Source organism: Marinobacter sp. (assembly GCF_033722195.1).
Taxonomy (GTDB): Bacteria; Pseudomonadota; Gammaproteobacteria; order Pseudomonadales; family Oleiphilaceae; genus Marinobacter.
In genome coordinates, this window is the sequence record NZ_JAWVZL010000017.1 from 1 (window position 1) to 13,760 (window position 13,760).

The 13,760-nt window shown below is 64.2% G+C and carries 14 protein-coding genes; 7 read left to right on the forward strand and 7 right to left on the reverse strand.

From position 1 onward, the window contains the following. Positions 1-377: tRNA (cytidine(34)-2'-O)-methyltransferase (locus R3280_RS05085; protein WP_318997499.1), on the forward strand; the 377-nt coding region annotated here is incomplete at its 5' end. 76 nt (positions 378-453) lie between these two features. On the opposite strand, the gene secB is transcribed toward R3280_RS05085, so the two are convergent. Both secB and R3280_RS05095 read right to left on the reverse strand, forming a co-directional pair. Further along, on the reverse strand, positions 454-960 hold the full coding sequence (gene secB / locus R3280_RS05090) for a protein-export chaperone SecB (RefSeq protein WP_318997500.1): 507 nt from the start codon (positions 958-960) through the stop codon (positions 454-456). A gap of 163 nt (positions 961-1,123) precedes the next feature. Next, positions 1,124-1,540 carry a rhodanese-like domain-containing protein gene (locus R3280_RS05095; protein WP_318997501.1) on the reverse strand — a complete coding sequence of 139 codons (417 nt, stop codon included), beginning with the start codon at positions 1,538-1,540 and terminating at the stop codon, positions 1,124-1,126. Between the two features lie 130 nt (positions 1,541-1,670). Between R3280_RS05095 and gpmM the strand changes: the two genes are divergently transcribed. The 4 genes from gpmM to R3280_RS05115 all read left to right on the forward strand — a co-directional run bounded on the left by gpmM (position 1,671) and on the right by R3280_RS05115 (position 6,785). Continuing rightward, positions 1,671-3,218 carry a 2,3-bisphosphoglycerate-independent phosphoglycerate mutase gene (gene gpmM, locus R3280_RS05100; RefSeq protein WP_318997502.1) on the forward strand — a complete coding sequence of 516 codons (1,548 nt, stop codon included), beginning with the start codon at positions 1,671-1,673 and terminating at the stop codon, positions 3,216-3,218. Between the two features lie 36 nt (positions 3,219-3,254). Then, positions 3,255-4,415, forward strand: a complete 1,161-nt coding sequence (locus R3280_RS05105) for a murein hydrolase activator EnvC family protein (RefSeq protein ID WP_318997503.1) — start codon at positions 3,255-3,257, stop codon at positions 4,413-4,415. Between the two features lie 95 nt (positions 4,416-4,510). Continuing rightward, entirely contained in the window at positions 4,511-5,926 is a 1,416-nt protein-coding gene (locus R3280_RS05110) for a S41 family peptidase (RefSeq protein ID WP_318997504.1), read from the forward strand. Between the two features lie 13 nt (positions 5,927-5,939). Continuing rightward, positions 5,940-6,785, forward strand: a complete 846-nt coding sequence (locus R3280_RS05115) for a divergent polysaccharide deacetylase family protein (RefSeq protein WP_413468741.1) — start codon at positions 5,940-5,942, stop codon at positions 6,783-6,785. Positions 6,786-6,830: 45 nt separating this feature from the next. Here R3280_RS05115 and hisF read toward each other — a convergent pair whose 3' ends face one another. From hisF to R3280_RS05140, 5 genes are all read right to left on the reverse strand, one after another. Further along, complete coding sequence (gene hisF, locus R3280_RS05120) at positions 6,831-7,604, reverse strand: imidazole glycerol phosphate synthase subunit HisF (RefSeq protein ID WP_318997505.1); 774 nt, start codon at positions 7,602-7,604, stop codon at positions 6,831-6,833. Position 7,605: 1 nt separating this feature from the next. Beyond that, positions 7,606-8,352: a 1-(5-phosphoribosyl)-5-[(5-phosphoribosylamino)methylideneamino]imidazole-4-carboxamide isomerase gene (hisA, locus tag R3280_RS05125; protein WP_318997506.1), complete on the reverse strand. Its 747-nt coding sequence runs from the start codon at positions 8,350-8,352 to the stop codon at positions 7,606-7,608. A 40-nt stretch (positions 8,353-8,392) separates the two neighbouring features. Next, positions 8,393-9,031 carry an imidazole glycerol phosphate synthase subunit HisH gene (hisH, locus tag R3280_RS05130; RefSeq protein ID WP_318997507.1) on the reverse strand — a complete coding sequence of 213 codons (639 nt, stop codon included), beginning with the start codon at positions 9,029-9,031 and terminating at the stop codon, positions 8,393-8,395. A gap of 57 nt (positions 9,032-9,088) precedes the next feature. Further along, positions 9,089-9,682 (reverse strand): imidazoleglycerol-phosphate dehydratase HisB, encoded by a 594-nt coding sequence (gene hisB, locus R3280_RS05135; protein WP_318997508.1) that lies wholly within the window; start codon positions 9,680-9,682, stop codon positions 9,089-9,091. 115 nt (positions 9,683-9,797) lie between these two features. Then, a complete protein-coding gene (locus tag R3280_RS05140; RefSeq protein WP_318997509.1) occupies positions 9,798-10,259 on the reverse strand; it encodes an SRPBCC family protein in 462 nt (153 codons plus the stop codon). Between the two features lie 201 nt (positions 10,260-10,460). Between R3280_RS05140 and R3280_RS05145 the strand changes: the two genes are divergently transcribed. Both R3280_RS05145 and mutY read left to right on the forward strand, forming a co-directional pair. Continuing rightward, positions 10,461-12,647 carry an AsmA family protein gene (locus R3280_RS05145; RefSeq protein WP_318997510.1) on the forward strand — a complete coding sequence of 729 codons (2,187 nt, stop codon included), beginning with the start codon at positions 10,461-10,463 and terminating at the stop codon, positions 12,645-12,647. Further along, positions 12,644-13,708 carry an A/G-specific adenine glycosylase gene (gene mutY / locus R3280_RS05150; protein ID WP_318997511.1) on the forward strand — a complete coding sequence of 355 codons (1,065 nt, stop codon included), beginning with the start codon at positions 12,644-12,646 and terminating at the stop codon, positions 13,706-13,708. Before R3280_RS05145 ends, mutY begins: the two co-directional genes overlap by 4 nt. Positions 13,709-13,760: the final 52 nt, after the last annotated feature.

Consider the following 13,760-nt stretch of genomic DNA (forward strand, 5'->3'; position numbering starts at 1 on the left):
ACCTGATCGAACCGCTCGGGTTCGCCATGGACGACCGGCAGCTGCGCCGGGCCGGGCTGGACTACAGCGAGTACGCCCAGGTGGTCGTACACGCCAGCTACCCAGACGTTCTGGCCAGCGAAAAGCCCGACCGGCTGTTCGGCCTGACCACCAAAGGCAGCCGGTCCTATTACGAGGTGGCCTTCCGGCCGGGGGATTACCTGATGTTCGGACCGGAAACCCGGGGCCTGCCGGCCTCGGTGAGAGAGGGCCTGGCGGCGTCAAACCGGCTGCGGGTACCCATGCGGCCGGACAGCCGCAGCCTTAACCTTTCCAACACTGCGGCGCTGGTGGTCTACGAGGCCTGGCGACAGCTTGGTTTCGAGGGCGGGGTCTGAACAGGCGACAAACGGTGCAATGCGGCAGTGGACGCAGCGGGCCCACGGCCTGCTGCGTCAACAGGTCAGGCAGGACTCAGTGGGTCTGCTCTTCCTTGGACTCACCGCCTGCAGCCGCTTCTTCCTGGCGGCGCTTGACGGCCTGGGCGTAGATGGCGTCGAAATTCACCGGCGCCAGCATCAGGGCCGGGAAGCTGCCCCGGTTGACCACGCCGTCGATGGTTTCACGGGCATAGGGGAACAGGATGTTGGGGCAGTAGGCACCCAGCATCTGGCTCAGCTGCGCGCCCTCGATACCCTTGACCAGGAATACGCCGGCCTGCTGGATCTCGACGATGAACGCCACCTTGTCCTCCACCTTGGAGGTCACGGTCAGGGACAGCACCACTTCGTACTGGTTGTCGCCGATCTTGTTGTGGCTGGTGTTCAGGTCCAGGTTCACCTGGGGCTTCCACTGCTCCTGGAATACCAGCGGCGAATTCGGCGATTCGAAGGACAGGTCCTTGAGATAAATTCGCTGCAGCGCGAATTGCGGTTGGTTCTGGTTGTCGCTGCCTGCGGCGGCCTGCTGGTTTTCAGCCATGTTCAATCCTTAGGTTCTGATCCGGGCGGGGGCTGCCTGCCCTGTTGTTGTTGACGGCGCCGGCGGTGGGGCCGGCTGCCTTTTACCGAGCTAGAACAGTGCGCGAGTTTGCCGCGCAATTCAAGTGGCCAGAGAGGGCTCCAATGGCTTCTGGCGCCAACGCCTACTTCTTGACCAGCGGCAGGTTGCTGGCTTTCCAGTCGGCAATTCCGCCACTCATGCGGGAAACCTTGGTAAAGCCCTCGGCGTTGAGCTGCTTGACTGCGGTGGCGCCGTGCTGGCCCATCTTGTCCACCACGATCAGCTCCTTGTCCTGGTGCTTCTTGAGCTCGGACAGATGGTCCTTGATGCTGCTGAGGGGAACGTGCAGGGAGCCTGCGATCCGGCCTTCCTTGACGTCCTTGCGATCCCGCACATCGATGATGACGGCTTCATCCCGGTTGATTAGGCTGACGGCCTGCTGCGGGGTTACCTTGCGGCCGCCGCGCCGCGCCTCCAGCAGAAACAGTGCGGCCAGCAGAGCCACGAAAATCGACACCAGAATGTAGTGATTGACAACAAACTCGAACAACCTGTCCATTAAGCCACCTTCTCATTTGAATGGCGGGATTATACACACCCGCCACCGGTGACAGAAGGCAGGTCACATAGCCTGTGCCCGCCAAACCGGTTAGAATCGTGCTCTGAATTTTCCACGACCGGATTGAGTAATGACCGCAACGCGCACGCCGACTGCATTGATTATTCTTGACGGCTGGGGTCACCGTGACCCGAGCGACGACAACGCCATCAGCAACGCCCACACCCCCTGCTGGGACAGGCTCTGGCAGAACCAGCCCAAAACCCTGATCAACACCTCGGGCATGTTCGTGGGCCTGCCCCAGGGCCAGATGGGCAACTCCGAAGTGGGTCACATGAACCTGGGTGCCGGACGAGTCGTCTATCAGAGCCTGACCCGTATCGACAAGGACCTGGAGGACGGCACCTTTGCCCGCAATCCGGTGCTTTGTGAGGCCATCGACAAGGCCGTGCGCCAGGACCGGGCGGTGCACCTGATGGGCCTGCTGTCACCGGGCGGCGTGCACTGCCATGAGGATCATGTGCTGGCGGCGGCGGAACTGGCCGCCGAGCGGGGCGCCAGCAGGGTCTACATCCATGCCTTCCTGGACGGTCGCGACATGCCGCCCCGCAGCGCCAAGGCCTCCCTGGAGAAGGCCAGTAAAAAGCTTGAACAGCTCGGCTGTGGCCGCGTCGCGTCCATCGTCGGCCGCTACTTTGCCATGGACCGGGACAACCGCTGGGATCGGGTCGAGGCAGCCTACAACCTGCTGACCCTGGGGGAGGCGGAATACACCGCAAACACCCCGGTGGAAGGCCTGGAGATGGCCTACGAGCGGGGCGAGAACGACGAGTTCGTGAAACCCACACGGATCCAGGCGCAGGGTGAGCCGGATGCCTTCATCGATGACGGCGACGCGGTGATCTTCATGAACTTCCGTGCCGACCGCGCCCGGGAGATGACCCGGGCCTTCGTCGAGCGCGATTTCAGCAGTTTCCAGCGCCGGCGCCATCCCGCCATCGTCGAGTTCGTCATGCTCACCGAGTATGCCGCCGATATCGATACCGCCTGTGCCTACCCGCCAGAGCAGCTCACCAATGGGCTTGGGGAGTACATGGCCAATCACGGCAAGACCCAGCTGCGGATCGCCGAAACCGAGAAGTACGCCCACGTGACCTTCTTCTTCAACGGCGGGCTGGAAACGCCGTTCGAGGGCGAGGAGCGCATCCTGGTGCCCTCCCCTGACGTGGCCACCTACGACCTCAAGCCGGAAATGAGTGCTCCCGAGGTCACCGACAAACTGGTGGAGGCCATCAAGAGCGGCAAGTACGACCTGGTGGTGTGCAACTACGCCAACGGCGACATGGTGGGTCACACCGGCAAGCTGGACGCCGCCATCAAGGCCGCCGAGTGCATCGATGAGTGCGTTGCCCGGGTCACCGAGGCCCTCAACGAGGTCGGCGGCCAGTGCCTGATCACCGCCGACCACGGCAACTGTGAGCAGATGACCGACGAGAGCACCGGCCAGGTCCACACCGCCCACACCACCGGACCGGTGCCGCTGGTCTATGTCGGCCCCAGGTCGGTCAACCTGGCGGACGACGGCAGCCTCAGCGACGTGGCTCCCACCCTGCTGGCCCTGATGGACATGGAGCAGCCCTCGGAAATGACCGGCCACAGCCTGGTTCGCGATTCGTGAGCTGGGCCGCCCGCGGGCCGGACTGACCCAGCCGATATGAAGCGCCCGGTATCCCGTCGTCTGTTTTCCCCGTTCTGGTGGCTGGTGCTGGTGATGGCACTGCCGGTGCCTGCGCAGGCCCAGACCGAGGCCACGCCGGCGCAGCTGGAAGCCCTTAAGCGCCAGATCAGCCAGATCGACCAGTGGTTGCGGCAAGCCGAGAAGGATCGCAGCAGTCTGGAACGTGAGCTGGTCGATACCGAGCAGGCCATCAACCGGCTGATTCGGGAGCGCCGCGAGCTGCAGACCCAGAGGGCAGCTCAGGCCCAGCAGCTGGCCGAACTGAAGGCACAGGAGAACCAGCTCACCGCCAGCCTGGACCGCCAGCGCGAGAGTCTGCGCCAGCAGATTCGCCAGGCCTGGATGGCCGGCGACACGCCGGCCCTGAAGGTGCTGCTCAATGAAGTGGACCCCCAGCGGGTGGCCCGCACCATGACCTACTACGAATACCTCAGCAAGGACGCCGTGGCCCGGCTGGACGCCTTCAACGCCACCCTGGACCAGCTTCAGCAGACCCGGCAACAGACCCTGGCCACCCAGGGCCGCCTCAACCGCCTGGAGCAGGAAGTGGCCGACCGCCAGAGCCAGCTCCAGCAGCGCCGCCAGCAGCGCCAGCAGACCCTGGCGGCACTGGAGGCCAAGATCGACGACCGCCAGTCCGAACGCGCCACCCTGAGCGCTGACCGGGCCCGCCTGGAAAAACTGCTGCGGGAGGTGGAGGAAGCCATCGCCAGCATCCCGTCTCCCAATGAATCCAAGCCTTTCAAGGCCTTGCGCGCTAAACTTCCCTGGCCGGCCCGTGGTAAGGTGACTCGCGGCTTCGGCGACAGCCTGGCCCAGGGCAAACTCCGGCATAACGGCCTGCTGATCAGCACCTCCGATGAAAGCGAAGTGCGGGCGGTGCATTACGGTCGGGTGGTGTTTGCCAACTGGCTGAGGGGTTTTGGTCTGATGACCATTATCGACCACGGTGACGGCTACATGAGCCTGTACGGCAACAACAGCAGCCTGCTGGCCAGCCCCGGCGACTGGGTCGCCGCCGGCGAAACCATCGCCCTGGCGGGCCAGTCCGGCGGCGGTGACGACACCGGGGTCTACTTCGAGATCCGCCACCGGGGCAAACCCCAGAACCCGCAGGTGTGGCTGGCGCGGCAGTAGCGAACGAAGGGCGTCGGCCGGGAGGCTGACAAACCCCGCCGCGGCCGCCATACTACCTGCAAAACCACGGCTTACCAGCACATTAGGAAACGTGAATGAAACGGGTCAGATGTAAATACCACGCCGTTATCGCCGCCGCTCTGTTCAGCGTCGCCTGCCTGATCGCCCTGCCGGCTCCCGTCCAGGCCCAGGAGGCCGGCGAGGCCCCCGATGCTTCCGAAGATGCCCGCCAGTTGCTGGAGGCAATCGCCGAGGGCAAGAACGTGGAGATTCGCCTGCCGGACCCCGAAAAACAGCTGCCGCTGGAAGACCTGCGCAAGTTCACCGAGGTGTTTAGCCGGATCAAGGCGGCCTACGTGGAGGAAGTGGATGACAAGACCCTGCTGGAGAATGCCATCAAGGGCATGCTGGGCGGCCTCGACCCGCACTCCACCTACTTGGGCCCCAAGGCCTTCGAGGAGCTGGAGGAGAGCACTACCGGCGAGTTCGGTGGTCTGGGCATAGAGGTCGGCATGGAGGATGGCTTCATCAAGGTCATCGCTCCCATCGACGACACCCCGGCCGAGGAGGCCGGCGTGAAGGCCGGTGACCTGATCATCAAACTGGGTGAGCAGCCGGTCAAGGGCCTGAGCCTCGAGGAAGCGGTCAACATCATGCGGGGCAAACCCGGCACAACCCTGACCCTGACCATCCTGCGGGACGGCGAAAGCGCACCCATCGAGATCGATGTTGAACGGGCCATCATCAAGGTCACCAGCACCAAGTCCCGGCTGATCGAAAACGGCTACGGCTACGTCCGCCTGACCCAGTTCCAGTCCGAGACTGGCCAGGAATTCGTCGACGCCATCGAGAAACTGGAACAGGCCAATAACGGCCGGCTCGATGGCCTGGTGATTGACCTGCGCAACAACCCCGGCGGGATCCTGCAGGCCGCAGTGGAAGCCGCCGATGCATTGCTGGAAGAAGGCCTGATCGTCTACACCGAGGGCCGTATCCAGAGCTCGCGGCTGCGCTTCAGCGCCCAACCCGGCGACGTCACCGACGGCGCTCCTATTGTGGTTCTGATCAACGGCGGTTCCGCCTCGGCCTCGGAGATTCTCGCCGGCGCTCTGCAGGACCAGGGCCGGGCGGTAATCATGGGCACCGACAGCTTCGGCAAGGGCTCGGTCCAGACCGTGATTCCCCTCGACGACACCCACGCCATCAAGATGACCACGGCGCGCTACTATACCCCGGACGGCCGGTCCATCCAGGCCAAGGGCATCAAGCCTGACATTGAGGTCAAACAGGCCGAGGTGACCGAGGTGGACAGTGAGCCCTTCTTTACCGAGGCGGACCTCAGCGGTCACCTGGACAATGGCGAGGGCAAGCCCGGTGGCGACGAACGCGGTGACCAGCGCGAGGCGGCCGAGGACCAGGGACCGGCAGGCGCGGACTACCAGCTGCGCACCGCGCTGAACCTGCTCAAGGGTCTGCACATACTGGGCAAGAAAGACGTCGAGGCGCGCTGACCCCGTGCCGCAGCTGTTCCCCAAAATCGTCGCGGTAAGCCTGGCTGCCGCCCTGGGCCTGCTCGGTGCAAGTGCGCCGACACTGGCAGAGCCGGCTCAGGAAGCCCCCCGCAGCGTGCCGCCCACCATAGCCATCATCATTGATGACATGGGCCACGACCTGATCCAGGGCCAGCGCCTGGTGGCTATGGAGCAGCCCCTGACCCTGGCCTTTCTGCCCTACCGCCGCCATACCACGGCGCTGGCGGAGGCGGCCCATCGCAACCACAAGGAAATCATGCTGCACGCCCCCATGGCCAACACCCGCCAGTTCGGCCTTGGCCCCGGTGGGCTGGACGTGACCATGGACCAGAACACCACCGCCAGTACCCTGCGCCGGGCCCTGGCTTCCATCCCACACGTCCGGGGCGTGAACAATCATATGGGCAGCCAGCTCACCCAGATGCAGAACAACATGAACTGGGTGATGTCCGAGCTGGTGAATTATCCGGTCTATTTTGTCGACAGCCGCACCATCGCCACCAGCGTCGCTGCCGACACCGCCGCCGCCCACCGGATCCCGACCCTGACCCGCGACGTATTTCTCGATCACGAACAGACCGAGGAGTACGTCGACAGGCAGTTCAGGCTGCTGGTGAAAAAGGCCCGGGAGAACGGCAGTGCCATCGGTATCGGCCACCCCCACAAGGTGACCGTGGACTACCTCAGCCGGGTGCTGCCGACGCTGGATGAACAGGGCATTGCGGTGGCCACGGTGAGCGCGCTCTGGACCCTGCGCAACAACAACCTGGACATGTTTGCCGAAAGGGAGCGACTGCGCCAGGTGCAGCCGGCCCTGGCAGGGCGCAAGAAGGATTAACCAGAAAGGCAATACCAACGCGGCCCCGCGACGGGCCGCGTTGCGTCAGAGCCGGACCTCGATGCCCTGCTCCCGCATGAAGGCCTTGGCCTCGGGAATGGTGTGCTGGCCAAAGTGGAAGATGGACGCCGCCAGCACCGCATCGGCGCCACCCAGGGTGACCCCGTCCGCCAGGTGCTGAAGCTCCCCGACACCGCCGGAGGCGATCACCGGCACCGACACCGCATCGCTGATGGCCCGGGTCAGGCCCAGGTCAAAACCCACCTTGGTACCGTCCCGGTCCATACTGGTGAGCAGCAGCTCACCGGCCCCCAACCGGGTCATCCGGCGTGCCCACTCCACCGCATCCAGACCGGTCGCCTTGCGGCCACCGTGGGTGAAAATCTCCCACCGGGCCGGCTCGCCTTCGGCGCTGACCCGCTTGGCGTCAATCGCCACCACGATGCACTGGCTGCCGAAGCGCTCTGCAGCCTCCTGCACGAAACCGGGGTTGAACACCGCCGCGGTATTGATGCTGACCTTGTCGGCACCGGCGTTGAGCAGCTTGCGGATGTCGTCCACGGTGCGCACGCCGCCACCCACGGTGAGCGGAATGAAGACCTCGCTGGCCATGCGCTCCACCGTTTCGTAGGTGGTGTCACGGCTTTCATGGCTGGCGGTGATGTCCAGGAAGGTGATCTCGTCGGCGCCCTGCTCGTTGTATTTGCGGGCCACCGCCACCGGGTCGCCAGCATCGCGGATATCGACGAAATTGACGCCCTTGACCACGCGGCCCTTGTCCACGTCCAGGCAGGGAATGATGCGTTTGGCCAGGGTCATGTCAGCCCTCCGCCCGCTTGAGTCCGTCGCACCAGGCCTGGGCCTCAGCCACATCCAGAGTGCCCTCGTAGATGGCGCGGCCGGTGATGGCACCGAGGATGCCCTGGTCCGCCACTTCCGACAGCCGCATCAGGTCATCCATGTTGGTGACGCCACCGGAGGCGATCACAGGAATGCCGCCGGCCCGGGCCAGTGCGGCAGTGGCCTCGACGTTGACTCCCTGCATCATGCCATCGCGGCTGATGTCGGTGTATACGATGGCCTCGACGCCATCGTTGGCGAACTGCTTCGCCAGGTCCGTCGCCATGACCTCGGACACCTCGGCCCAGCCGTCGGTGGCAACACGGCCATCCTTGGCGTCCAGGCCGACAATGATGTGGCCGGGGAAGCGCTTGCACATCTCGGTCACGAAAGCCGGCTCCTTGACCGCCTTGGTGCCGATGATCACCCACTGCACGCCGGCCTTGAGGTAGGCCTCGATGGTTTCCGCCGAGCGGATGCCGCCACCGATCTGGATCGGCAGGTCCGGGAACCGGCGGGCAATGGCATTGACGATCTCGCCGTTCACCGGCTCACCGGCGAAGGCGCCGTTCAGGTCCACCAGGTGCAGGCGGCGGGCACCGGCATCCACCCAGCGCGCAGCCACTTCCACCGGGTCGTCGGAGAACACGGTGGAGTCGTCCATCCGGCCCTGGCGCAGGCGCACGCATTTGCCGTCTTTCAGATCAATGGCGGGGATAATCAGCATGAGCGATGGTTTCCGTTATCAGTCAGGAATCGGGTAGCGGTCAGGCGCCGGACCACTGGGAAAAATTCTTCAGCAGCTGCAGGCCGGCCCGGTGACTCTTCTCCGGGTGGAACTGGGTGGCGAAGATGTTGTCACGCGCCACCGCCGCTGCCAGCTCCACACCGTAACGGGTGCGGCCGGCCATGTCCGGGTTGCCCTCGGCCTCGGCGTAATAGCTGTGCACAAAGTAGAAGCGCTCGCCGTCGTCGATATCGTGCCACAGTGGGTGATCCACGGTCTGGTGAACCTGGTTCCAGCCCATGTGGGGCACTTTCAGGCGCTCGCCGTTCTCGGTCAGCTCGTTGCCGAAAAACCGCACTTCGGCGGGAAACAGGTTGATGCAGTCCACCCAGCCATTTTCCTGGCTGCGGGACATCAGCGCCTGCATGCCCACGCAGATGCCCAGCAGGGGCCGGTCCGCGGACACTTCCCGCACCAGCTCGTCCACCTTGAGTCGGCGGATTTCCGCCATGCAGTCACGGATGGCGCCAACGCCGGGCAGAATGACCTTGTCGGCGCTGCGGATCCTGTCCGGGTCCGAGGTCACCAGGGCGCGCGCATCCGGCGCCACATGTTCAACCGCCTTGCTGACGGAATGCAGGTTACCCATGCCGTAGTCGATAATGGCAATGGTTTTCATATCAGGAACAGCTCCGGATCGATGACAGCAGGCGGAGTCGGCGCCGCCGGGCGGCGCTTACAGTGAACCCTTGGTGGAGGCGATGATGCCTTCCATGCGCGGATCAGGCTCGATGGCCATGCGCAGGGCACGGCCGAAAGCCTTGAACACCGTCTCTATCTGGTGATGGGTGTTCTTGCCCTTCAGGTTGTCGATATGCAGGGTCACCATGGAGTGGTTGACGAAACCGTGGAAGAACTCCTCGAACAGGTCCACGTCGAAACCACCCACCGAACCACGGGTATAGGGCACATCCATCATCAGGCCGGGGCGGCCGGACAGGTCGATCACCACACGCGACAGGGCCTCGTCCAGGGGCACATAGGCATGGCCGTAGCGGCGAATGCCTTTCTTGTCGCCCACCGCCTGCTTGAAGGCCTGCCCAAGGGTGATGCCGATGTCCTCCACCGTATGGTGGTCATCGATGTGCAGGTCGCCCTTGGCGACGATGTCCAGATCCACCAGGCCATGACGGGCGATCTGGTCCATCATGTGGTCGAGGAAGTGGACGCCGGTTTCAAAGCGGGCCTTGCCGGTGCCGTCGAGGTTGATCTCGACAGTGATCTGCGTTTCGAGGGTATTGCGTTCTACCCGAGCCTTACGTTCGGCCATGGGGTCTCCAGATTCAGAATGCGGCGACAGCCGGAAAACAGTGTGATCGGATTATACCTGTTCCGGCGCCTGTCGTCCTGCTGCTTTGGCTATCGCCGCGATCAATGAACCCGGATCAGAAGGCGCTCTTCAGGTTCTTCATGTAGGTGTCCACGAGACTGTTGAACTCGTGCTTGATGACCGGGCTGATGGCCAGCTTGAGCAGGCCCGGCAGCGGCAGGGTGAGTTCGGCCTTGGTCTGGAACCTGGCATTGGTCACCTTGTCGCCCTTGGCGGTGAGTTTCCAGGAGCCCTGGACCACGCCGTTGCCCTCGCCTTTCACCGGCTCCCAGCTGATCTTGCCGCTGTCTTTGTCGGCGTAGTACTTACAGGCGTACACCGACTGGATGGAATGCTTGTCCACGCCGATCTTTTCCATTTCCCAGCGGTAGGTGTTGTCGCCCAGGTCCACCAGCTTGTCCACCTTGGGAAAATGGCTGGCCGAGCGCGGCACATCCGCCAGCAGCTCGAAGACTTCGTTGTAGGACCCCGGAATGTCGATATCGCGGTTCAGTTCAATGGATACAGTGATAGCCACGCGGGCCTCCTTGTTATTGTTGATGGCGCCGGTCCTGCCCCGGCGAGACGCATCGTTTCAGGCTGTGATGCCGTATTCTGGCTTAACACGCTGCCATTGTCATTTGGGTTCACCTTTAAATCTGGGCCGTCTGCGTTATTCTTGGGGCAGTTGGTCACCCACACCAAACCATCTCGCTCAATCTGGAAAGGATGCTCACACATGAAAGCTGTCCGTTACATCTTGCTGGCGCTGCTAGGCCTTGTGGTGCTCGCCGTGATTGCCATCGGCGTAGCCTTCTTCGTCATCGACCCCAATGCCTACAAGCCCCAGATCGAGAAAGTCGTCGAGGACCAGACCAACCTGGACCTCAACCTGGCTGGCGACATCAGCTGGTCGCTGATACCGCTGGGTCTTGAGATCAATGAGGTGGAAGCGACCCTGGACAACGAACGCTTTGTGGCGCTGGAGCTGCTGGTAGCGGAAGTGAATTTCTGGTCGCTGCTAGCCATGTCTCCGCAGGTGAACACCTTTGTACTGGAAGGCCTGGACGCCCGCCTGCAGGTGGCCAAGGACGGCACCGGCAACTGGACCCGCATCATGCCCGAGGGCACACCCGCAGAGGCCCCGGCCCAACCTGCCGAACCCGCTCCCGAGCCGGCGCCGGAAGAGGCCGCCGCCCAGACGCCGCTGGCCTTCGAGGTTGAGGAAGTACGGATCAGCAACGCCCAGGTGCATTATGACGACATGAGCACCGGCCAGTCCGTGGTGCTGGAGGACTTCACTCTGACCGCCAGCGACATCGCCCTCGGCCAGAGCTTCCCGCTCAATGTGGGCTTCCGTTTCGCCACCGGCCAGCCGGAATTCAACGTGGTGGCCGACATCAGCGCCAGCCTGTCCGCCAACGAGGCCCTGGATACCTTCGCTGTTTCCGGCCTGGACAGCAGCTTTGACCTCAGCGGTGAACCCTTCACCGGCAAGACGGTGCAGGCCGGCCTCACCGGCAGCATCAACGCCAACCTGAACGACGAAACCGCCAGCCTTCAGAATCTGGAGGCCAGCCTGGCCAACCTGACCCTGACCACCAACCTGGAGGTGGCAGGCTTTGGCGATCAGCCCAAACTCAGCGGCAGCCTCAGCATCGCCGAATTCTCCCTGCGCCAGCTGCTGGACAGCATGGGGCAGCCGGCCATCGAGACCGCTGACCCGGACGTGCTCAAGGCCCTGGCCTTCAGCACGGACATCGGCGGCCCCGCCGGCACGGTGGAGCTCAGCAACCTGAACCTTAAAGTGGACGATTCCAGCTTCACCGGCGGCGCCAGCTACGGCCTGGCCAAGGGTGCCATTGCCCTGAATCTGCAGGGCGACAAATTCAACGCCGACCGTTACCTGCCGCCGGCCAGCGAGGAAGAGGCCGCCGCGGAGACTGCCGGCAACGGTGAACAGGCGCCGCAGCAGCCCGCCGGCGAGACTGCGGAAACCGACCTGCTGCCGCTGGAGACCCTGCGGGACCTGGCCCTGAACATCAACCTGGGTCTCGGTGAGCTGATCGTCAGCAACCTCACCATCACCGAGTTGAAGAACCGGGTTACCGCCGACGCCGGGCTGATCAAACTCAACGAGTTCAGCGCCAAGCTCTATGACGGCAGCATCAACGCCAACGCCACCCTGGATGCCCGCTCCGACAATCCCAAGTGGTCGGTCAGCAAGAACATCACCAACGTGCAGACCCTGCCGCTGCTCACCGACCTGGCGGAAGTGGAGCTGCTCGCAGGCGGCGCCAACATCAACACCAACGTCACCACTCAGGGCAACCGCATGTCGGCCCTGCGTGGCAACGCCGACGGCGAGATCAACTTCAACCTGGCGGAAGGCCAGTTCACCCGGATGAACCTGACCCGGATGGCCTGCCAGGGCATTGCCCTGGTCAATGGCGAGAGCCTGACCACCACCGACTGGGGCACCGGTACTCCCTTCAATGACATGAAGGGCACCATGAAGATCGACGGCAACATGCTCGACAACACCGAACTGGTGGCGGCCCTGGCGGGCATGAAACTGGAGGGCGCCGGCACCGTCAACCTGACCAGCGAGATGCTGGACTACCAGATTGGCCTGCGGGTGGTGGGCGAGATCCACCGTGACGAGGCATGCCGGGTCACCGAGTACGTCAAGGGCGCAGTGATTCCGGTGGAGTGCAAGGGCAACTTCGCCGACGACCCGGCCGGGCTCTGCTCCTTCGATGGCTCCCGCTTCCGTGACACCCTCAAGGACATGGCCGCCAAGGCCGCCAAGAGCAAAGCCAAGGAGGAGGTAAACAAGGCTGTCGAGGAGAAACTGGACAAGGCCCTGGAGGGCAAGGGTGGTGAACAGGTCAAGGACGCACTGAAAGGACTCTTCGGCCGGTGAGCGAAACCTTTGCCGCGCGCCTGATGCGCTGGTACAACCGGCACGGCAGGCACGATCTGCCCTGGCACCAGGACCGCACCGCCTACCGGGTCTGGGTGTCCGAGATCATGCTGCAGCAGACCCAGGTGGCCACGGTCATCCCCTACTACCAGGCCTTCATGAGCCGGTTCCCGGATGTTGCCAGCCTGGCGGAAGCGCCGGTGGACGATGTCCTGAGCCACTGGTCCGGCCTGGGTTACTACGCCCGGGCCCGCAACCTGCAAAAAGCCGCGAAACAGGTGGTGGCGGACTATGGTGGCGCCTTCCCCGCCGACCAGGACAAGCTGGAGGCCCTGCCCGGCGTGGGCCGCTCCACCGCCGCCGCCATCCTGGCCCAGGCCTACGATCAGCGCGCCGCCATCCTCGACGGCAACGTCAAACGGGTGCTGGCCCGCTATCACGCCGTACCCGGCTGGCCCGGCCAGACCGCGGTGCTGAACCGCCTCTGGCAGTATGCCGAGAAACACACCCCAAAGCAGCGGGTGCGGGATTACACCCAGGCCATCATGGATCTGGGGGCCCTGGTCTGCACCCGCTCACGACCAGACTGCGGGCACTGCCCCCTGGCGGACGGCTGCCTGGCAAACGCCCGCAACGAGCAGGCTCTCTACCCGGGCTCCAAACCCAAGAAAGCCAAGCCGGAGAAAACCACCTGGATGGTCATCCTGGAGGACCGCAAGGGCCGCGTCCTGCTGCAGCGCCGTCCCCCCAGCGGCATCTGGGGCGGGCTCTGGAGCCTGCCGGAGCTGGACCCGGCCTACGGCAGCGAAGAGCTGGCCCAGGCCTGCGAGGACGAGCTTGGCCTCAGCTGCGGCCAGGCCCGCCCGTTGGGCGGCTTCCGCCACACTTTCAGCCACTACCACCTGCATATCCAGCCCGCCCTGCTGGCGGTTGCGGATGCTGCCGCCGTCGCCGACCGGGACGACCTGCGCTGGAGCCACCGGGACGAGGCCCTGAGCCTGGGCCTGCCGGCGCCCATCCGCAGCCTTCTGACCGCGCCGGAGCAACCCGCCCTGCTCTGATCTGCCGATTCCATCTGTTATCATCGCGGAAACTCTCACGATTTACCGGCCG